The 19,072-nt window shown below is 70.6% G+C and carries 20 protein-coding genes; 9 read left to right on the forward strand and 11 right to left on the reverse strand.

Features of this window, described 5'->3' with window-relative positions:
- Positions 1-104: 104 nt before the first annotated feature.
- Together MTES_RS15020 and MTES_RS15025 are read left to right on the forward strand one after the other, a co-directional pair.
- Entirely contained in the window at positions 105-317 is a 213-nt protein-coding gene (locus tag MTES_RS15020; RefSeq protein ID WP_013586129.1) for a hypothetical protein, read from the forward strand.
- Positions 318-347: 30 nt separating this feature from the next.
- Positions 348-710 (forward strand): DUF4440 domain-containing protein, encoded by a 363-nt coding sequence (locus MTES_RS15025; protein WP_013586130.1) that lies wholly within the window; start codon positions 348-350, stop codon positions 708-710.
- Positions 711-712: 2 nt separating this feature from the next.
- Here the strand turns inward: MTES_RS15025 and MTES_RS15030 are convergent, their stop codons facing one another.
- A complete protein-coding gene (locus tag MTES_RS15030) occupies positions 713-1,666 on the reverse strand; it encodes an ADP-ribosylglycohydrolase family protein (protein WP_013586131.1) in 954 nt (317 codons plus the stop codon).
- Between the two features lie 93 nt (positions 1,667-1,759).
- Here MTES_RS15030 and MTES_RS15035 point away from each other — a divergent pair, with 93 nt between their 5' ends.
- Positions 1,760-2,500: a type IV secretory pathway, VirD4 components gene (locus tag MTES_RS15035; RefSeq protein WP_013586132.1), complete on the forward strand. Its 741-nt coding sequence runs from the start codon at positions 1,760-1,762 to the stop codon at positions 2,498-2,500.
- Positions 2,501-2,509: 9 nt separating this feature from the next.
- Here MTES_RS15035 and MTES_RS15040 read toward each other — a convergent pair whose 3' ends face one another.
- Positions 2,510-3,817: a D-alanyl-D-alanine carboxypeptidase family protein gene (locus tag MTES_RS15040; RefSeq protein WP_148272897.1), complete on the reverse strand. Its 1,308-nt coding sequence runs from the start codon at positions 3,815-3,817 to the stop codon at positions 2,510-2,512.
- The gene (locus MTES_RS15045) at positions 3,814-4,464 is read right to left on the reverse strand and encodes a hypothetical protein (protein ID WP_013586134.1); all 651 of its coding nucleotides are present in this window, start codon (positions 4,462-4,464) and stop codon (positions 3,814-3,816) included. Before MTES_RS15045 ends, MTES_RS15040 begins: the two co-directional genes overlap by 4 nt.
- Positions 4,465-4,598: 134 nt before the next feature.
- On the opposite strand from MTES_RS15045, the gene MTES_RS15050 reads away from it, so the two are divergent.
- Both MTES_RS15050 and MTES_RS15055 read left to right on the forward strand, forming a co-directional pair.
- Positions 4,599-4,769: a CsbD family protein gene (locus MTES_RS15050; protein WP_013586135.1), complete on the forward strand. Its 171-nt coding sequence runs from the start codon at positions 4,599-4,601 to the stop codon at positions 4,767-4,769.
- 69 nt (positions 4,770-4,838) lie between these two features.
- Complete coding sequence (locus tag MTES_RS15055; protein WP_013586136.1) at positions 4,839-5,807, forward strand: aldose 1-epimerase family protein; 969 nt, start codon at positions 4,839-4,841, stop codon at positions 5,805-5,807.
- A gap of 60 nt (positions 5,808-5,867) precedes the next feature.
- Here MTES_RS15055 and MTES_RS15060 read toward each other — a convergent pair whose 3' ends face one another.
- The gene (locus tag MTES_RS15060; protein WP_013586137.1) at positions 5,868-6,275 is read right to left on the reverse strand and encodes a hypothetical protein; all 408 of its coding nucleotides are present in this window, start codon (positions 6,273-6,275) and stop codon (positions 5,868-5,870) included.
- Positions 6,276-6,448: 173 nt separating this feature from the next.
- Here MTES_RS15060 and MTES_RS15065 point away from each other — a divergent pair, with 173 nt between their 5' ends.
- The gene (locus MTES_RS15065) at positions 6,449-7,867 is read left to right on the forward strand and encodes a flotillin family protein (protein ID WP_013586138.1); all 1,419 of its coding nucleotides are present in this window, start codon (positions 6,449-6,451) and stop codon (positions 7,865-7,867) included.
- A gap of 11 nt (positions 7,868-7,878) precedes the next feature.
- Positions 7,879-8,703 (forward strand): DNA-formamidopyrimidine glycosylase family protein, encoded by an 825-nt coding sequence (locus MTES_RS15070; protein WP_013586139.1) that lies wholly within the window; start codon positions 7,879-7,881, stop codon positions 8,701-8,703.
- A 51-nt stretch (positions 8,704-8,754) separates the two neighbouring features.
- Here the strand turns inward: MTES_RS15070 and MTES_RS15075 are convergent, their stop codons facing one another.
- Entirely contained in the window at positions 8,755-9,303 is a 549-nt protein-coding gene (locus tag MTES_RS15075; protein ID WP_013586140.1) for a type 1 glutamine amidotransferase domain-containing protein, read from the reverse strand.
- Positions 9,304-9,441: 138 nt separating this feature from the next.
- Between MTES_RS15075 and MTES_RS19590 the strand changes: the two genes are divergently transcribed.
- Entirely contained in the window at positions 9,442-9,579 is a 138-nt protein-coding gene (locus MTES_RS19590) for a hypothetical protein (protein WP_158309758.1), read from the forward strand.
- A 24-nt stretch (positions 9,580-9,603) separates the two neighbouring features.
- Here MTES_RS19590 and MTES_RS15080 read toward each other — a convergent pair whose 3' ends face one another.
- Complete coding sequence (locus MTES_RS15080) at positions 9,604-11,079, reverse strand: MDR family MFS transporter (protein WP_013586141.1); 1,476 nt, start codon at positions 11,077-11,079, stop codon at positions 9,604-9,606.
- Between the two features lie 220 nt (positions 11,080-11,299).
- Here MTES_RS15080 and MTES_RS15085 point away from each other — a divergent pair, with 220 nt between their 5' ends.
- The gene (locus MTES_RS15085; protein WP_013586142.1) at positions 11,300-13,216 is read left to right on the forward strand and encodes an ABC transporter ATP-binding protein; all 1,917 of its coding nucleotides are present in this window, start codon (positions 11,300-11,302) and stop codon (positions 13,214-13,216) included.
- Between the two features lie 114 nt (positions 13,217-13,330).
- On the opposite strand, the gene MTES_RS15090 is transcribed toward MTES_RS15085, so the two are convergent.
- Genes MTES_RS15090 through nadA form a run of 5 tightly spaced genes read right to left on the reverse strand, consistent with a single transcriptional unit; the run spans position 13,331 to position 19,065 of the window.
- Positions 13,331-14,227 (reverse strand): glycosyltransferase family 2 protein, encoded by an 897-nt coding sequence (locus tag MTES_RS15090; protein WP_013586143.1) that lies wholly within the window; start codon positions 14,225-14,227, stop codon positions 13,331-13,333.
- Positions 14,224-15,354 carry a cysteine desulfurase family protein gene (locus MTES_RS15095; RefSeq protein WP_013586144.1) on the reverse strand — a complete coding sequence of 377 codons (1,131 nt, stop codon included), beginning with the start codon at positions 15,352-15,354 and terminating at the stop codon, positions 14,224-14,226. Before MTES_RS15095 ends, MTES_RS15090 begins: the two co-directional genes overlap by 4 nt.
- Positions 15,351-16,208, reverse strand: coding sequence for a carboxylating nicotinate-nucleotide diphosphorylase (nadC, locus tag MTES_RS15100; protein ID WP_013586145.1), 858 nt, complete (start codon positions 16,206-16,208; stop codon positions 15,351-15,353). Before nadC ends, MTES_RS15095 begins: the two co-directional genes overlap by 4 nt.
- On the reverse strand, positions 16,202-17,737 hold the full coding sequence (gene nadB, locus MTES_RS15105; protein ID WP_013586146.1) for an L-aspartate oxidase: 1,536 nt from the start codon (positions 17,735-17,737) through the stop codon (positions 16,202-16,204). Before nadB ends, nadC begins: the two co-directional genes overlap by 7 nt.
- The gene (gene nadA / locus MTES_RS15110) at positions 17,734-19,065 is read right to left on the reverse strand and encodes a quinolinate synthase NadA (RefSeq protein WP_013586147.1); all 1,332 of its coding nucleotides are present in this window, start codon (positions 19,063-19,065) and stop codon (positions 17,734-17,736) included. The genes nadB and nadA overlap by 4 nt, the downstream gene beginning before the upstream one ends.
- Positions 19,066-19,072 lie beyond the last annotated feature (7 nt).

Here is a 19,072-nt window from a genome sequence, read left to right on the forward strand (position 1 = left end):
AGGCGCTTGCGCTCGTACATTCCGGGTCGCGAGCAACCGCACGCGAGGATCTCGTCTTCGACAAGCCCGGTGACGCCGCGGACGGTCAGCGTTAGCGTGGGCTCATGAGCGACATCCGGGTGCTGACGGCGGTATCTGTGCTGAGCCTCGTGGTGTGGATCAGTGCGATGCTCGGGGCTTTCGTCTCTGCCGGCCCGATACGGTGGCTTTGGCTTTCTCTGGGGATCGTCGCCATCGGAGTGAACTTCGCGTCTTTCTGGCGAGCCCGGTGGATCGAGAATGGTCCGGCGCGGCGGCGCCTTCAGGACCGTCAGTGATCCCGGAGCCGATCATCTGACGGAGGATCTGTGTCGACAACCCCGCTCTCCATCACCACAGCCTGGGCTGCCGAACGCGCCCTCCTGCGCCCCGATGTCCGCCATGACGAGACAGCGCTGCGCACCCTGCTCGCGCCGGACTTCCGGGAGTTCGGCCAGTCCGGACGCGCCTACGACCGCAACCAGATGATCGCGGCGCTCCTCGTGTCGCCCGCAGAAGACGTTCCCGTCCATCTCAGCGAACAGACGACGCTGCCGCTGGGACCGGACGCCGTTCTCCTCACCTACCTGCTCAGTTATGACGGCCGTCTTTCGCGGCGGTCCTCCCTCTGGCGCTGCGCCGACGGCGAGCCCCGGCTGGTCTTTCACCAGGGCACCGCCGTAGGAGGCTGAACTCAGCCCTGGGCCGTCCCCACCGCCACCCGCGCCCGCCGCGCGAGCTCCGTACCGTCGATGCCCGGCCACCCGTGCAGCCCCTCCGTGTGCGAGGCCGGTAGCGCCTCGGCACCCCAGACCGCACCGGCGAGGGAGCCGGCGATCGCGGCGACCGTGTCGGTGTCGTTACCGCCGCGGACGGCTCGCTCGATGGCATCCGAAGGTCCGCTCGCGCCGGCGACGGCGGCCAGGGCGCCCTGGAAGGCGCGCACGACCCAGCCGTTCGCCTCGCGGAAGTCGCGCGGATGCGCGCCGGGAGCCAGGGCCTCGTCGATCAGCACCGCCCACCGATCACGGCGCTGCGGCGGGACGACCTCGAGCTGGCCGCGCATCTCGAGTTCGCCGGTCAGGATGCCGTGACGAATCGCCGCGCACCAGAGCGCGCACGCGTCGATGTTGTCGTCCTCCCAGTGCGTGAGCTGCGCGACGGCCGCCGCGGCCGCGGTGAGCTCGTCCGCCGGACGATCCAGATAGCCGAGGGCGATGGGGCCGGTGCGCATCAGGGAGCCGTTGCCGCCGCTGCGACCCGTCTCATCGTGGGCCGCGCGCGAGGCGGTGCGGATGGCATCCATCGTCGGGGGAGACGGGATGCGGCCGAGCACGTGCCGGGTCTGGGCACCGACGTCGAGTGCCGTGCGCGCCCAGCCCTGCCACGCGGCGACGATGCGCTCGAGGGCTTCGGGGTCGGTGAGACGGCGGCCCGCGGCGAGCTCGTCGAGCACCGGGACGGCCATGCTCGTGTCGTCGGTCCATTCGCGCTCCGCGTGACCGAAGTGGCCGCGGCCGAAGGCGGGCACCATGTCGTCGGAGAGCGCGGGGCCGAACTCGTACGCCGAGCCGAGGGCGTCGCCGGCCGCGGAGACGATCACGGTTCCGACGGCGCGGTCCAGCTGCGCGGGGGAGAGGTGTGCCATGGCTCCAGCGTACGAGGGCGAGCGAGTCTGGACGCGGTGGACGGCGTTGTCCAGCCTCCCCGGATGTCCCGGTCGTTTCGTAAACTGGCGGCCGTGAACGCGCCCAACCCTCGCACGGCTTTCATCCCTCCCGGGTGGGCGACGCCCTTCGCCTCCCGCAAGCGCCTGCAGCTCCTGCCTGCCGAGATGTTCAACCGCACCTTCGAGCGGGCACCCGACGAGTGGCTGCACGTCGCGCCGCTGCGTCGGCCGCCGCTCATCCTCACGATTGCGTTCGCCCTCATCACGCTCATGTGCGGCTGGATCGTGTGGGGCGTGCTCACTCAGGCGGGAACCACGCCGTCGATGCAGGGCCCGATGCCGTACATCATCGCCGTGCTGTTCGGCATCCTGGGCCTGTTCGCGGTGCTGGTGCTGCTCAACCTCATCGCGGCCTCGCGCAGCCGTTCGTCGTGGGGCAACCGCCAGTGCATCGCGGTCGGGCGCAGCGGCATCGCCGTGCGCTACCAGGGCGTCGCGGTGAACATCCCGTGGGACGAGGTCACGGGCATCTGGGCCACGACGACCAACTCGACGGGGGTCTCGCAGGCGCGTCTGATCAAGACACCGGTGCTGCGCATCGAGCGGGACACGGGCGACGGCACGGAGGGCGTGCTCGGTTCGTGGAGCATCGCCCCTTTCGTTCTGGATGCCGCGCCCCAGGCGACGTACGCCGCGTTGCACTTCTACTGGGTCTATCCGGGAGCACGTCAGGAGCTCGGGACGACCCTCGCCCAGCAGCGCATCGACGGCTTCGCGGGTTACGCGCCGACGACGGTCGCGCCGCGCGGGTAGTCCTGCGCGTCAGCCGCCGAGTTCGGTGGGGTGGGTCAACCGCCACCACAGCGTCGGTTCCTCGATCTCGCCCGCGATCATCACGTCGGAGGAGGCGGTGTTCGGGCCGGCGGTCCAGGTGATCGTGCCGACCTTCTCACCGTCGGCGTACTTCTCGGGGGTCGTCGTGTCGAGATGCGTGGTCACCGCGGTGTCGGACCACGTCATGATCGAGGCGTTCTGACCGACGACGACCTTCGCGCTGGACCCCCACGGGGTCGTGATCTTCCCGATCTCCGCGCCGCTGGTCCCCACCTGGATGGTGTGGAAGCCGTCACGGATGCTCTCGAGAAGCACGACGACATCCTGATTCGCGCTCGCTCGGGTTTCACCGCCGAGGCGGATTCCGAGGACGTGCAGCGGCGCGCCGATGCCGACGTCGAGCACCGAGGTGAACAGCAGATTGAAGGTGCCGTCGCCGAGGTTCCCCGTCTTCAAGCCCGTGATCCCGGAGGTCCCGAGAAGGACGTTCGTGTTCTCGATGTTCCCAGGCCCCGCGGGCAGGTTGACCCACGGAGTGGCCGCGATGGCGGCGATCGCGGGATTGGCCGCGGCGAGCGTGCCGAGAGCGACGAGATCGCTCGGCGTGCTGGTGTTGCGGTCGTCGATGCCGGTGGCATCCACGATCCGGGTCGCGTTCAGACCGTTCTTGGTGAGCCACGACCTCGCGGCGTCGACGTAGGCCCCCTCCGAGCCGAAGGCCCAGCGGGCGACCGCGACGGCGTAGTTGCTCGCGGAGGGCAGCAGCATCGTGGCGAGCGCGTCGTGCAGCGACAGCTTCGCGCCGTCGGGCATGCGCGCGATCGTCGCCCCGCGGACATAGAACTGGTCGTACAGGTCGGTGTCGGCCTCCGCGAAGGCGATCGTCGGACCGGGATCGTTCGCATCGGCCAGGGGGTGCGCGTCGAGCACCACCAGCGCCGTGACGAGCTTCGAGATGCTGGCGATGGGGCGCGCGTCGTCGCCACCCGAGGACCAGGTCACCGGATCCGCGCCGAGGTACGTCCCTCCGCCCTGAACCGTCACCAGCATCGAGCCCGAGCTCGGCAGCGCGACCGACGCGGCGGCTCCCGGGGAGATGCTCGGCGCATACGACGTGACGGTGGGCGGTCCGACGGGTGCCGCGGAGGCCCACCACACGTAGCCGCCGCCCCCGCCGAAGAAGAGAAGCAGGAGGACGAGGAACACGATCAGGACGACACGCCCGCCGCGTCCGCTCGGGCGTTCCTCGCTCTGTTCGCCCTCGAGGAGATCGCCGAAGGGATGGACGTCGCTCACAGGTCGCTGAAATCGTCGGCCGGAACGTTCACGGATGCCACGATGTCGCCGCTCATCCCGAGCGAGATGAACTTCTTGCCGACGCTTCCCACGTTCTGCAACGACGAGGTTCCCGGCACGTCGTGGACGTCGAGCCGCAGCTCGTCGCCGTATCCGGCGACGGCGCCGGCCGCCAGGGCCTCGGCCCGGGTGGAACCCACTCCGATGCCCTGCGCGGTACGGACGGGATGGCCGTTGACCTCGGCCGCGGTGACCGACAGCCACCCGGGACCGTCGGGCGGCGTGAGCAGCCGCAACCCGGGCCATTCGTGGGCGATGACGCCGGTGTCCCACCCGGTCGGGGCGAGGACGTTCGAGCTCGTCGGGTCGGCCCCGAGCGCGGAGCGCCAGTCGTCCACCGCGCTCGCGCCGTAGACGAGGGGATCCTGCGCGGTGCCGCCCTCGACCGTCGCCTGATCGAGCGCGAGCACGATCACCGACGCGGCGGAGACGACCTCCACGGGGGGAAGCGTCTGGGCGGATGCGGTCGGCACCGTCGCCATGTCGGCCAGGCCCAGCGAACTCGAGGCGGAGCTGCAGGAGCCGAGCGCGAACGTCAGGCCGAGCAGCGCGATGCCACCGGCGAGAGCGGTTCGGGAGGGGCGCACGCTTTCGAACTTAGCGGTGCGACGACGTGTCTTCCTCACTCGATTCGGAAATTCAACCCCCCTCATGCGGGACATCGAACGACATAGCGTGGCCTCATCGGGAAAGACCCGAGAATGACGCGGGAGGAGCCGACATGGGACTCGACGACAAGATCAAGAACGCCGCTGAAGACCTCACCGGCAAGGCGAAGGAAGCCTGGGGCAAGGCCACGGACAACGAGCGGCTCGAAGCCGAGGGCCAGGCCGAGCAGAGCAAGGCCAACGTCAAGAAGGCCGGCGAGAACGTCAAGGACGCCTTCAAGTAAGTCGCCCTCCCCGAATGCCCCGACCGCCTCGGTCGGGGCATTCGTCGTTTTCCCCGCGATAATGGCGGCATGACCGATGCTGTTCCCACCGAGACCCCCACGCCGGTCTCGGGTACCCCCGTCGTCCTGCGCGCCCACGGCTACGAAGCCGCGATCGCCAGCGTCGGCGCCTCCCTGCGCTCTCTGACGTTCGAGGCGCGCGACCTCGTCGTTCCCTTCGCCGAAGACGAACTGCGCCCCGCCTACCGCGGGACGACGCTCGCCCCCTGGCCCAATCGCGTGGTCGATGGCATCCATCGTTTCGGTGGTGAGGAGCACCAGCTGGCTCTCACCGAGCCCAACCGTGCCCACGCGCTGCACGGGCTCCTCTCGTGGACGAACTGGAACATCCTCGACGCCTCGGATGACGCCGTCACCCTGACGGCGACCGTTCCCGCACAGTCCGGATACCCCTGGTGGCTCGTCGTGTCCACCACGTACCGACTGGATGCCGACGGCCTGACGCAGACGGTCCGGGCGACGAACCTCTCCGACGCGCCCGCCCCGTGGGGCACCGGTCCGCACCCCTACCTCGTCGCGGGTCCCGCGACGCTCGACGAGTGGACGCTCGAGCTTCCCGCGGACACCGTGCTGGAGGTGACGCCGGACCGCCTTGCGCCGGTGGCGCTGGCATCCGTGACCGTCGACGCGGAGCGCTTCGACTTCCGTGCCCCGCGCACGCTGGGTGCGGTCGAGATCGACCACGCCTACACGGGTTTGATCCGGGATGCCGACTCCCGCGCGACCGTCACCCTCACCGATCCGTCGGGCACGGGCGTGGCGATGTCGTGGGACGAGTCCTGCCCGTGGGTGCAGATCCACACGGCGGATCTGCCCGCGGGACCCGGCACCCCGGGACACCGCGCGGGACTCGCCGTCGAACCGATGACGTGCGCGCCCGATGCCTTCAACGACGACGCCTACGACTACGACACCGGGGTGATCGCTCTCGCCCCGGGCGCGTCGCACGAGGCCGGATGGACCATCTCGGCGCGCTGAGTCGCGTCCTCACGGAAACCGCCCCGCCGCTCGCGCGACGGGGCGGTTTCGTCGTGTGCGTCAGACGACCTGGGCGCCGCACATGCCGCAGTCGCCGGCCGCCGACACCTCGACGAAGCAGTCGGGGCACATCGTCCGCATCGGGCGGTCGGTGACCGCGACGGCCTTGGGAGTGCTGGGGCGACGCTCGGCCCGGGGTGCGGCGCTGCGCGCACGCTTCATCTCGACGGGTGCGGGCGGCGGGGGAGCGACCGCGGGCTTGTGCGCCTCGCAGTAGAACCGCACGAAACCACCGTGGTGCTTGGGGTGGCGGTGCTTGACCGCCCAGAGCTCGGTGCGCTCGATCAGCGCGCCGTCCGTGCCGCACGCCACACAGCGCGTGGGCTCACCGGGAACCACATCGGCGACGAGGACCGGGACGTCGAAGGCGATGGCATCCCTCCAGTCGGAGGAGGACACGATCTTCATGGGGGACCCTTCCGGAGGCGGTTCGGGCCGCCTTCCTCTTAACGGTACGCCCCGACCGAGCGTCCCGTGACGGTTTCTCCCCCGTAAGGGGGTGGACACCGGCTCCGAGTCGGCCGATAGGTTGGAGGGAATTCCCCCGTACCGCTTCGCGCGGTGCCTGTCGAAGGAGAACCATGGAATTTGCTGCTCTGGGGGCGATCGGCATCGTCGTGGTCATTGCACTCGTCGTCGTCATCGTCGTCTTCCTCATCGTCGCGGGCTTGATCCGCGGCTGGTACCGCGTCGCCAAGGCCGATGAAGCCCTGGTCATCGTCGGTAAGCGTCAAAGAAGCGCGGACGGTGAGTCCTCGCGCATCACCGTCATCACCGGCGGCGGAGCGATCGTCAACCCGCTCACGCAGCGCGGCGAGATGATCTCGCTGCGCGCTCGTCAGATCAAGATGGAGCCGACCGCGCAGTCGTCCAACGGCGTCACCGTGAACGTCAGCGGTGTCGCGCTGGTGAAGATCGGCTCCGACCCCGAACAGGTGCGTCGCGCGGCCGAGCGTTTCGCGTCGCAGGACAAGGCCATCGAGCAGTTCACCACCGAGCAGCTCGAGGGTGCGCTCCGCGGAGTCGTCGCGACGCTGACCGTCGAAGAGCTCATGCGCGACCGTCAGCGTCTGTCGGACCAGATCGCCGAGGGGATCAAGGGCGACCTGTCGTCGCAGGGGCTGATCCTCGATTCGTTCCAGATCCAGGGCGTCACCGACAGCAACGGGTACATCTCGGCGCTCGGCGCCACCGAGGTCGAGCGCGTGAAGCGCGAGGCCGAGGTCGCGCGCATCAACGCGGTCCGCGAGATCCGCGCGCGCCAGATCGCCACGGACGAGGCGAACCTCATCGAGCAGACGAAGCTCGACAAGAACAGCGCCGCGGCCAAGGCCGAGGTCGGTCGCGCCAACGCCGAAGCCGAGCAGGCCGAGGCGCTCACGCGCGCCGAGCGTCGCCAGGCCGTGCTGCAGCAGGAAGCGCAGAACACGCAGGCTCGCCTCGAGTCCGAGGTCGCCCGTGTCGCCGACGCCGACCTGTACCAGCGTCAGAAGGCCGCCGACGCCGAGGCGTACGCGCAGATCAAGGCCGCTGAGGCCCGTGCGCAGATGGCCGAGCAGGAAGCCGCCGCCGTGCGCGTGCGCGCCGAGGCCGACGCCCAGGCCGTGCGCCTCGCCGGTGAGGCACGCGCCGAGGCGATCCGCGCCGAGGCCGAAGCCCTCTCGCACAACCAGGAGGCTCTGCTCGCGCAGCGTGCTCTCGAGTCGCTCGTGCCGATGATGGCGGAGTTCGCCAAGGGATACGACCGCGTCGGCAACATCACCGTGCTCGGCGGCGAGGGAGCCAGCGGCCACCTCGCGACCGAGTCGGCGACGGGCCTGCGTTCGTCGTTCGAGGCCGTGAAGGCCGCGACCGGAATCGACCTGACGCAGATCATCCAGGGTCGCGCGGTCGCGGATGCGTTCGTGACCGCGCAGCGCTCGGGGGAGAAGGCCCCGGCCGCGGCGCCGTCGTACCCTGCCCCGACCACGCCCCCGGCCGCGCCCGAGACCGGGGTCTGATCGGCGTCCTCATGCCCGAGGCACCCGAGGTCGAGGCGCTCACGCTGTTCCTGCGTGAGCGCCTCGGCGGTCACACCGTCCGCGAGGTCGACCTTCTGGAGGGGCGCGCGCTGAAGACGCGGGCGCGGCCGCTCACCGAGCTGATCGGTCGGAGAGTCACCGGCGCCACGCGCCACGGGAAGCATCTCGACCTCGACCTGGAGGGCGTCCACCTGGGGATCGGCTTCGGCCGCGCCGGGTGGGCGACCTGGCGAGACACCGGAGAGGCGGACGTCGATTCGCCCGCGCCCGAGATCGCCCGCGTCGTTCTCGACAACGGCATCCTGGGCATCACCGATGCCGGCGAGTGGCTGTCCGTGCAACTGCACGTCGTCGATGCGCCCCAAGACGTGCCGGCGGTGGCGAAGCTCGGACCGGATGCCGTCGACCCGGGCTACTCGCGGGAGATGCTCGCGGAGGCCCTCGGCGGCCGACGCAAGCAGCTCAAGGCGCTGCTTCAGGAGCAGGAGACGCTCGCGGGAATCGGCAACGCCTACTCGGACGAGATCCTGTACGCCGCGCGCCTCTCACCGACCGCGCACGCGTCGTCGTTGAGCGAGGACGACGTCACGCGGCTGCACCTCGCGCTGCACGACACGCTCACGGCCGCGGTCATCGCGCGGCGCGGAGTGCCGATCGCGGAGCAGAAAGCCGCGAAGGTCGCGTCGATGCGTGTGCACGGACGTGCGGGCGAGCCCTGTCCCGAGGGGGATGGCGTCATCGAGGACATCCCGGGCACGAAGGGTGCCGGCCAGTGGTGTCCGTCCTGTCAAGTTCTTCCCGACGGCACGACGTGAACACGACGGCCCCGCACCGAGCTGGTGCGGGGCCGTCGTCCGGGGAGAACGTCAGGCGGTCTGGCCGGAGTGCCGGCCCTCGGCGACTTCCTCCACGAGCTTGGCGTTGAACGCGGGGAGGTCGTCGGGGTTGCGGCTCGAGACCAGGCCCTGGTCGACGTGGACCTCTTCGTCGACCCACGTCGCACCCGCGTTGCGCAGGTCGGTCTGCAGGGTCGGGTAGCTCGTGAGCGTCCGGCCCTTGAGCACGTCGGCCTCGGTGAGGATCCACCCGCCGTGGCAGATGACGGCCACGGTCTTGTGCTGCTCGAAGAAGTCGCGGGTGAAGGACACGGCATCCGTCACGATGCGGATGTCGTCCGCATTCTGCACGCCACCCGGAAGGACGAGGGCGTCGAAGTCGTCGGCGGAGGCCGAGCCGACCGCGAGGTCGACCTTCTGCTCGTGACCCTTCTCGCCGGTCACGGTGCCCTCACTCGGCGACACCAGGACGGCCTCGGCTCCCGCCGAGGTCACGGCCTGCCACGGACTCGTGAGCTCGCTGTCTTCGAAGCCATCGGTGAGCAGGAAGGCGATGCGCTTGCCGCTGAGATCGGTCATGGTTCGACTCTCTCTTTCTCGATCGGGGGTCACCCCACGGTAAGAATCGAGGGCTTCTCCGGAACGGGGGTTGCGGATGCCGGGGGCCGGCGTTACCGCGCGGCCCGGTCGTGCGCGCGCAGGCGTAGCATGGAGCGCATGTCCGGTGACACCACGTCTGACACGACGTCCGCCTCGAAGCCCGTTCTCACTCTGCTGAACGCTCCCGGCGACGAGGCGAAGGAGTCGTCTCGCCCCGCGTCGCAGTGCTGCGGCGGCGGTTCCTGCTCGCTCTGATCCGCCCTCCGTCCCGCACTCGTCTCAGTGCGCGAGCGGGACGGTGCCCTCGATCTGATCCGCGGGCTTGCGGATGACGAACGCTCCCACGATCAGCGGCAGCGAGATGATCGCGGCGATGAGGAACGCGGTGCGTGTGCCCGCGGCATCCGCCTCCACTCCCTGCCCGGTCGCGGCCGACACGGACGACATCACCGTGATGAGCAGCGCGATGCCCGCCGCTCCCGCGACCTGCTGGACCGTACCCACGACAGCCGAGCCGTACGAGTAGAAGCGCGGCTCGAGGGAGCCGAGCGACGCGGTGAACAGCGGCGTGAACGAGAGCGCGAGACCGATCATCATGACGGTCTGCACGACGATCAGGAGCGCGAACGGCGTCTGGGTTCCGACCGTCGTGTAGAACCACAGCGTGCCGCTGACGATCACGGCACCGGGTACGAGGAGCACCTGCGTGCCGAAGCGGTCGTAGATTCGCCCGATGACGGGGCCGGCGAGGCCCATGACGAGCGAACCCGGCAGGACGGCGAGCCCGGTCTCGAGGGGGCTCTTGCCGAGCACCGTCTGCAGGTAGAGCGGCAGCAGGGTGATCGCGCCGAAGAATGCGAGCGACATCACGCCCAGCTGCGCGACGGTCAGCGTGAAGGCGCGCGAGCGGAACACGCGCAGGTCGAGCAGGGCGGAGTCCGTGCGCTGGAGGCGGATCTGGCGCCAGATGAAGGCGCCCAGGCCGACCACACCGATCGTCAGGGCCGCGATCAGGGTCACGAGCGAGGTCGAGGCGGCATCCGGGTCACCGCCGTGTCCGCCGCCGATCTGGCTGAGACCGAAGACCAGGCCGCCGAAGCCGAGGGCCGAGAGGATCACGGATGCCACGTCGATCGGCGCGGTGCGCGTCTCCCCGAGGTTGTGGATCCACCGCGCGCCGACGAACAGCGACACGAGGGCGATGGGCAGGACGATGCCGAAGATCCAGTGCCAGCCGAGGGACTGCAGGATCAGACCCGACATCGTCGGCCCGATCGCCGGGGCGAGCGCCATGACGATGCTGACGCGGCCCATCATCCGGCCGCGGTGCTGCGGCGGCACGATGGTCATGATCGTCGTCATCAGCAGCGGCATCATGATCGCGGTGCCCGACGCCTGGATGACGCGCGCGACCACGAGGAGCTCGAAGCCCGGCGACAGGAAGGCCACGAGGGTTCCGGTCGAGAACAGCGTCATCGCGGTGATGAAGACCTGGCGCGTGGTGAACCGCTGCAGGAGGAACCCCGTGATCGGGATCACCACCGCCATCGTCAGCATGAAAGCCGTGGTGAGCCACTGGGCGGAGACGGCGGTGATGTCGAGGTCGCGGATGAGGAACGGGATCGCGACGTTCATCGTCGTCTCGTTCAGCATCGCCACGAAGGCGGCCGTCAGCAGCAGCCAGATCACGCGACTCTGCGCGGACGTGACGCCGGAGGTGGCGGGCGGGGAGGCGATGGTGCCGGTGGCGGCCATGACGAGGTCCTTTGCGTGCGGGGGGCTTCGTGGCGCCAGAACGGCGACGTGCATCCAACCGAACGACGTGTGCCGCGGAGATATTCCACCGTCGAGAAGAATTCGTGGAACGGATGCCGGGGAGCAGGACCGCCAGTTTAGTCGGTGCGGCCGCGGGGCGCCGGTGTCCGTGGGCGGACGTAGGCTGGCCCGCATGGGCCCAGGTGGAGTTGGCGGAAGCATGTTCCGCGGTGTCGATGCCGCCGAACAACGTCGTCGTAACGCCCAGGCCCCGCGCGTCGCGAACCTCGGTCAAAGGGTCGTCGAGCTCTTCCGGCCGTACCGGGGACGGATCGCGATCACCGTCCTTCTCGTGATCCTCGCCTCGGCGATCGGGGTGATCCCGCCCCTCCTGGTTCAGCGGATCTTCGACGACGCGTTGTTCCCGATCGACGGATCGGCCCCCGATCTGCGACTGCTCGCGATCCTCGCGAGCGTCATGATCGTGCTCTTCCTCTTCTCGGCTGCGCTCAACGTCGGTCAGACGTGGTTCACCGCCACCGTCGGCAACCGCGTGACGGGCGATCTGCGCACCCGGCTGTTCGAACATCTCCAGGCGATGGAACTGGGATTCTTCACGCGAACCAAGACGGGCGTCATCCAGTCGCGACTGCAGAACGACGTCGGGGGCGTGTCGGGGGTCCTCACGAACACGGTCACCAGCATCCTCGGCAACGCGGTGACGGTCATCGCCTCCCTCGTGGCCATGATCCTCATCGACTGGCGCCTGACGCTGATCGCCGTCGCGCTCATGCCGTTCCTCATCTTCGTGCAGCGACGCGTCGGCCAGGTGCGCGCGCGCATCGCGGGGGAGACGCAGGAGTCCCTGTCCGAGCTGTCGGCGATCACGCAGGAGACCCTGAGCGTGTCCGGCATCCTGCTCTCGAAGTCCTTCAATCGTCAGCGCACCGAGTCGGCGCGCTTCGACGCCGAGAACGACAAGCAGGTGCACCTGCAGGTGCGCCGGGCGATGAGCGGCCAGGGCTTCTTCGCGGTGGTGCAGGTCATCATGTCGAGCGTGCCCGCGGTCATCTATCTCGTGGCGGGGTTCCTCATCGCCGGCGGCACGGGGGCCATCACCGCCGGCACGATCGTCGCGTTCACCACCGTCCAGGCGCGTCTGCTGATGCCCCTGATGGGTCTCATGCGCGTGGCGCTCGACGTGCAGACCTCGTCGGCGCTGTTCGCGCGCATCTTCGAATACCTCGACCTGCGTCCCGCCATCGTCGATGCGCCCGACGCGCTTCCGGTGTGGGCCGCCCCGGGCCCCGTCGGCCGCATCGAGTTCCGCGACGTCGAGTTCCGTTACCCCGACGCCCCCGCGCACACGCGTCCGACGCTCGACGGCGTTTCTTTCACCGTCGAGCCCGGGCAGCACATCGCCTTCGTCGGGCCGTCCGGTGCGGGCAAGACGACGATCCTGTATCTCACGCCGCGCATGTACGAGGCGAGCGGTGGTGCGGTCCTGTTCTCCGGGGCGGACGTGCGGACGCTGGAGCAGGCCTCGATCATCGACGAGATCGGCATCGTCTCGCAGGAGACGTACCTCTTCCACGCCACCGTGCGCGAGAACCTGCGCTACGCCCGGCCCGAGGCGACCGACGACGAGATCGAGGCCGCGTGCCGCGCGGCGAACATCCACCACGTGATCGCGGGATTCGAGGCGGGGTACGACACCGTGGTGGGCGAACGCGGATACCGTCTGTCGGGTGGGGAGAAGCAGCGCATCGCGATCGCGCGGGTGCTGTTGAAGGACCCGCCGGTCCTGCTGCTGGACGAAGCGACGAGCGCCCTCGACACGGTGTCCGAGCGCATCGTGCAGGAGGCTCTCGAGACGGCGTCCCACGGCCGCACGACCCTGTCCATCGCACACCGCCTGTCCACGGTGATCGGCGCGGATCAGATCCACGTGGTGGATGCCGGTCGCATCGTCGAATCCGGCACCCACGCCGAGCTGCTCGCGGCGGGAGGGCTCTACGCCAGTCTCGCCGCGGAGCAGCTCGCGGCGTCGTTCGTCCTCGCCGAGGAGGAGCACGACGCGGCGGGGCTCGCCCGCGCCGCGCTGCCGGCCCGTCGGGCCGACGAGGCCCCCGCGTAGCGAGGTCTCTCAGCCCGTCAAGGTCCCTGAGCGCGTCGGAGGTCTCTGAGCGCGTCTCAGGTCCCTGAGCTTGTCGAAGGTCCCTGAGCTTGTCGAAGGGACCGGGCACACCCGTCAGCCCGGCAGCGTCTCCACGAACGCCTCGAGAGCGATGCGATACGCCGGATCGGGATGCGTCTCGGCGATCCGTGACAGCGGCGGGAGGTCGAGCGTCCGGATGAGTGCTCCCCGCTCGATGACCGCGGCCTCCGCCCCGGCCGCGCGGAGCACCGCGATCCCCTCGCCCAGGGCCTCGAGGTAGTCGCGCAGCACGGCGAGTTCGCCGAGTCGCTGCGTGATCGAGCCGCCGTCGCGGCGCTGCCGCCACTCGACGATCACGTCGGGGATCACGTCGAACGCCTCGGCGAGCGTGTACATCCGCTGCGCCAGCACCTGATCCTCGTAGTACCGCCCTTCCGGGAACCGGAGGTCGTGCGCTCGCCAGAACGCGGTGCGGCTCAGCTTCGACCAGGCGACGATGTTGCCGGATGCCACGGGGTGCGCGGTCAGCGACGTCCGCTCGCGCGCCGGGTCGGTGGCGGCCGCGACCCAGGGCTGCACCTCGCCCGCGGTGTAGTCGGGCCCCTCGGCATCCGGTCGCAGACGCACGTACGCGCCGACGACGAAATCGCTGCCGGTCCGGTCGAGCGTGTCGGAGAGACGCGTGAGGGCGTCGGGGCGGAGCAGGTCGTCGGCGTCGAGGAACGCCGTGTACGTCGTCTCGACCAGGGAGAGTCCGGTGTTGCGGGCGGCCCCGAGACCGCGCTGGGTCTCGTGTCGGACGACCTGGAACCGCGGGTCGGCGGCCGCGGCATCCGCGAAGAGGTGTCGGGTGTCGTCGGTCGAGGCGTCGTCGACGAGCACGGCCGTCCAGTGCCGATGCGTCTGCGCACGGAGGGAGTCGAGCGCTTCCTCGGCGTAGTCGGCGACATTGAAGCCGGGAACGATGACGGTCACGCCGGTGGTGCTCACCCGCGCGATCCTACGGCGGATACGGCCGCCGCGACCGCATCCGCAACGGGTTCCAAGGATGCCGTGAGCCCGTGCGGGAGCGTGAAGCGCACCGCGGTGCGCGCGTCGTCGTGGGCGATTCCGAGGGCGAGGAGCACGTGGGAGGCCTCGTCGCTCCCCGCGGCGCACGCGGATCCGCTGGAGGAGACGACCCCGCGCCGTTCGAGTTCGAGCAGGACCGTCTCGCCGTTCGTTCCGGGGAAGACGAAGCTGGCCGTGCCCGGTAGTCGATGCTCGGGGTGGCCGGTGACTCGCGCGCCCGGCACGAGCGCGAGAACGCGGGCGACGAACGCATCCCGCAGCGCTGACACGCGGACGGCCTCATCGGAACGTTCCGCCTCGGCCAGTTCGAGGGCGCGCGCGATGGCGACCGCCCCGGCGACGTCGGGCGTGCCGGAGCGACGTCCGCGCTCCTGGCCCCCGCCGTGCAGGAGGGGCTCGAACGGCAGCCGCCCGCGGACGGCGAGGATCCCGGTGCCTTTGGGGGCGCCGATCTTGTGTCCGGCCACCGTGATGGCATCCGCTCCCGTGCCCGACAGGGCGAGCCAGCCGGCGGCTTGAACGGCGTCGAGGTGCAGCGGGACGCCCCGCGCGTGGGCCACGGCCGCGAGGGCGGCGGCATCCTGGATCGTGCCGACCTCGTTGTTCGCGTACCCGATGCTCACCAGGGCGGTGTCGTCACGGAGCGCATCCGCGAGGGCTGCGGGCGTGAGCGTCCCCGCGCCGTCGATGGCGGCGCGCGTGACGTCGACGCCGTGCAGGCGCGCGAGGTAATCGGCGGAGGCGAGCACCGACTCGTGCTCGATCGCGGTGGTGACGAGGTGCTTCTTCCCCGACCCGAGCACGATGCCCTTGATCGCGGCGTTGTTCGATTCGGTGCCGCCGGAGGTGAACATCACGTCGCCCGCGCGCATGCCGAGCACGGCGGCGACGCGCGCGCGAGCATCGTCGAGGGCGGATGCCGCGGCCTCACCGACCTCGTGATGGCTCGACGGGTTGCCGAAGAACCGCGTGAGGTACGGCGCCATCGCCTCGAGCGCCTCGGGGCGCACGGGGGTCGTGGCGGCGTTGTCGAGGTAGAGCGTCACGCCGTCTCGATGCGGATGTCGAGGCCCAGATCGAGCGCGGGCGCCGAGTGGGTGAGCGCGCCGACCGAGATCACATCGACGCCGGTCTCGGCGATCGCGCGGACCGTCTCGAGGGTCACCCCGCCCGAGGCCTCGACCTGTGCCGCTCCGGCGATGCGGGCGACGCCGATGCGGAGATCCTCGAGCGAGAAGTTGTCGAGCATGATCGTGCCGACACCGGCGGCGAGGACAGCATCGATCTGGTCGAGCCGGTCGACCTCGACCTCGACATGCGTGGTGTGGGGGAGGCGGGCGATCGCGCTCTCGAGCGCCTGCGTGACCGAGAGGCCGCTCGCGGTGAGGACGGCGAGGTGGTTGTCCTTCGCCATCACGGCGTCCGAGAGCGAGAAGCGATGGTTGTGTCCGCCGCCGTCACGGACGGCCTGCCGCTCGATCGCACGGAGCCCGGGCGTGGTCTTGCGGGTGTCGACGACGCGCGCGCCCGTGTGCGCGACCTCGGTCACGTATCGGTTGGTCAGGGTGGCGATCCCCGACATGCGCTGCACGAAGTTCAGCCCGATGCGCTCGGCCGTGAGCACCGCGCGGGCGGGACCGGTGACCACGGCGAGCGTGTCGCCGGGAGCGAAGCGTTCCCCGTCGCCCACGCGCTGGTCGATGACGACCGAGGGATCGGTCAGCGTGAACGCGGCGGCGAAGACGGCCGCGCCGCTGAACACCCCGTCGACGCGGGCGACGAGTTCGGCGCGCGCGGTGGCTCCGGCGGGGATGAGGGTCTCGCTCGTCAGGTCGCCCCAGGGAGCGTCCTCCTCGAGGGCGGCGGAGACGACGCGGTCGATCGTGGCGCGGGTCAGCATGCGAGGACCTCCGGGGATGCGGGGATGACGTCGGTGTGAGCGGTGCCCGCGAGGGGCGTGGACGCGGGGGTCTCGGCATCCGGGGCGTCCGAACGGAAATGCGCACCCACCGATCCCGTGCGTGCGCGGGCGGCGGAGACGAGGTGACTCGCGACGAGGAGCAGGCTCGCGTCCTCGATCGAGCGAGGCGACGGGCCGGCGCTCCACGACGCGAGCACCGCGGCGGCGCGTGCGAGACCGTCCGCCTCGCGGATCAGCCCCGCCTCTTCCCACATCAGCTGCTGGAGCGCCGCGCGCGAGAACGGCGGCGCGTCGGTCGCGGTGACCGGCTCGATCACGGCTTGCGCGGTGCCGGGTGCGACCGGCCAGTGGCCATCGCGCGCGACGGCGTCCCCCGCCCGGGCTCCGAACACGGCTCCTTCGAGGAGGGAGTTGGATGCCAACCGGTTCGCGCCGTGCACACCGGTCCGGGCCGTCTCGCCCACCGCATACAGTCCCGGCACCGTGGTTCGTCCGTCGAGGTCGGTGACGACACCGCCCATCAGGTAGTGCGCCGCGGGCGTCACCGGGATGGGGTCGCGTGCCCAGTCCAGACCGCGCTCGCGCACAGCGGCGTCGATCGTGGGGAAGCGCTGGGCGAGCCGTTCGGCGCCGAGGGCGGTGGCATCCAGTCGCACCGGGCGACCGCCCTGGGCGGCCATCGCCCGCGCGTTCGCCCGGGCGACGACGTCGCGCGGCGCGAGCTCGCCGTCGGGGTGCGCGTCGAACGCGAAACGGCGGCCGGTGTCGTCGATCAGCACGGCGCCTTCGCCCCGGACGGCCTCCGAGACGAGGAACGGAGCGCCGACGGCGAGGGCCGTCGGGTGGAACTGGACGAACTCGAGGTCGGCGACCGCCGCACCGGCGCGGATCGCGGCCGCGATGCCGTCGCCGGTCGCGCCGAGCGGGTTCGTCGTGTGCGCGTACAGCTGACCCGCGCCCCCGGTCGCGAGGATCACCGCATCGGCGTCCAGTCGCTCGCCGCCGTCGAGCTCGATCCCCGTGACGCGGCCGTCACGCACGACGAGATCGCGCAGCTGCTCGTGCTCCCGCACGGTGAGCCCCGCGGCGCGGACCGCAGCCCCGAGCGCGGCCTGGATCTCCGCTCCCGTCGCGTCGCCGCCCGCGTGCAGCACGCGCGGCATCGCGTGGGCGGCCTCGAGGCCGCGCGAGAAGTCGCCATCGGCCGTGCGGTCGAATGCGACACCGCGCCCGACGAGCTCCGCGATGCGCGCGGGGCCTTCGCCCACGAGCACATCGACTGCCGCGGGGTCGCTCAGCCCCGCGCCCGCGGTCACGGTGTCGGCCGCGTGCGAGGCGAGGGTATCCGCCGGATGGGTCACCGCCGCGATACCGCCCTGCGCCCACCGCGTGTTGGTGTCCGGCAGCGCGCCTTTCGTCACGACCGTGACGCGGCATCCGTTCTCGTGCGCATGCAACGCCGCCGTGAGACCGGCGATGCCGCTGCCCACCACGACGACGGTCGTCATTTCACCGCGCCGTTCGGCTTGGCCGCGAGCATGCGCTCCAGCGCCACGGTGGCGGGCTCGGCGACGTCGGCCGGCACGGTGATGCGGTTGACGACCTGGCCGTCCACGAGGGACTCGAGCACCCACGCGAGATAGCCGGGGTGGATGCGGTACATCGTCGAGCACGGGCAGACGACGGGGTCGAGGCAGAAGATCTCGTGCTGCGGGTATTGCGCGGCGAGGCGCTGCACGAGGTTGATCTCGGTGCCGATGGCGAAGGTCGTGGGCTCGGTCGCTGCGGCGATCGCCTTGCGGATGATGTCGGTGGAGCCTGCCTCGTCGGCGGCGTCGACCACGTCCATCGGGCACTCGGGGTGCACGATCACGCGGACTCCGGGGTGCTCGGCGCGGGCCTTGTCGATCTGGTCGACGGTGAAGCGGCGGTGCACGGAGCAGAAGCCGTGCCACAGGATCACACGGCTGTCGGCGATCTGCGCGTCGGTCGACCCGCCGAGAAGCTTCCGGGGGTTCCACATCGGCATCTGCTCGAGCGGCACGCCCATCGCCTTCGCGGTGTTGCGGCCGAGGTGCTGGTCGGGGAAGAACAGCACGCGGCGTCCGCGCGCGAACGCCCACTCGAGCACGGTCCGGGCGTTCGAGGAGGTGCAGACGATGCCGCCGTGACGCCCGACGAAGCCCTTGATGGCGGCGCTCGAGTTCATGTAAGTCACCGGGATCACGGGCAGCAAGCCGTCGGCATCCGGGGTCTCCAGGTCGCCCAACACGTCGGCGAGCTGCTCCCAGCACTCCTCGACCTGGTCGATGTCGGCCATGTCGGCCATCGAGCAGCCCGCGGCGAGGTTGGGCAGGATGACGGCCTGCTCCGGACGCGACAGGAGATCGGCGGTCTCGGCCATGAAGTGCACGCCGCAGAAGACGATGGCCTCGGCTTCGGGGCGCTCCTTGGCGGCGTTGGCGAGCTGAAACGAATCGCCGACGTAATCGGCGTGCCGCACGACCTCTTCGCGCTGGTAGAAGTGCCCGAGCACGACGACCCGGTCGCCGAGCGTCTCCTTCGCCGCACGGATGCGGGCGTCGAGCTCGTCGTCGGTGGCGTCGCGATACGCCTGCGGAAGCTCGCCCTGGCGCGGGGCACCGGTGGGGATGACGTCGCCCATCGACGAGCCCGGACCGTATCCGGGGCGGGTGTCGAAGTCCCACGGGCCCACGGCGAGGTCGGTCGTGCAGGTCGCGTCGGTCGACGCGCCGGAGACGATCGCCTGGATCGCGTGGTCGACGCTGGGGTCGATGGCGGGGCGCGGCTGCAGGGTGATGAGGGTGGCGGACATGGGCGTT

The organism is Microbacterium testaceum StLB037 (assembly GCF_000202635.1).
Classification (GTDB): domain Bacteria; phylum Actinomycetota; class Actinomycetes; order Actinomycetales; family Microbacteriaceae; genus Microbacterium; species Microbacterium testaceum_F.

Bases quoted from the DNA above. Each gene is read 5' to 3' on its own strand.
- nadC (WP_013586145.1), bottom strand. From the start codon at position 16,208: ATGCTGACCCGCGCCACGATCGACCGCGTCGTCTCCGCCGCCCTCGAG.
- MTES_RS15080 (WP_013586141.1), bottom strand. From the start codon at position 11,079: ATGGCCGCCACCGGCACCATCGCCTCCCCGCCCGCCACCTCCGGCGTC.
- MTES_RS15060 (WP_013586137.1), bottom strand. From the start codon at position 6,275: ATGAAGATCGTGTCCTCCTCCGACTGGAGGGATGCCATCGCCTTCGAC.
- MTES_RS15050 (WP_013586135.1), top strand. From the start codon at position 4,599: ATGGGACTCGACGACAAGATCAAGAACGCCGCTGAAGACCTCACCGGC.
- MTES_RS15065 (WP_013586138.1), top strand. From the start codon at position 6,449: ATGGAATTTGCTGCTCTGGGGGCGATCGGCATCGTCGTGGTCATTGCA.
- MTES_RS15020 (WP_013586129.1), top strand. From the start codon at position 105: ATGAGCGACATCCGGGTGCTGACGGCGGTATCTGTGCTGAGCCTCGTG.
- MTES_RS15055 (WP_013586136.1), top strand. From the start codon at position 4,839: ATGACCGATGCTGTTCCCACCGAGACCCCCACGCCGGTCTCGGGTACC.
- nadB (WP_013586146.1), bottom strand. From the start codon at position 17,737: ATGACGACCGTCGTCGTGGTGGGCAGCGGCATCGCCGGTCTCACGGCG.
- nadA (WP_013586147.1), bottom strand. From the start codon at position 19,065: ATGTCCGCCACCCTCATCACCCTGCAGCCGCGCCCCGCCATCGACCCC.
- MTES_RS15070 (WP_013586139.1), top strand. From the start codon at position 7,879: ATGCCCGAGGCACCCGAGGTCGAGGCGCTCACGCTGTTCCTGCGTGAG.
- MTES_RS15030 (WP_013586131.1), bottom strand. From the start codon at position 1,666: ATGGCACACCTCTCCCCCGCGCAGCTGGACCGCGCCGTCGGAACCGTG.
- MTES_RS15085 (WP_013586142.1), top strand. From the start codon at position 11,300: ATGTTCCGCGGTGTCGATGCCGCCGAACAACGTCGTCGTAACGCCCAG.
- MTES_RS19590 (WP_158309758.1), top strand. From the start codon at position 9,442: ATGTCCGGTGACACCACGTCTGACACGACGTCCGCCTCGAAGCCCGTT.
- MTES_RS15075 (WP_013586140.1), bottom strand. From the start codon at position 9,303: ATGACCGATCTCAGCGGCAAGCGCATCGCCTTCCTGCTCACCGATGGC.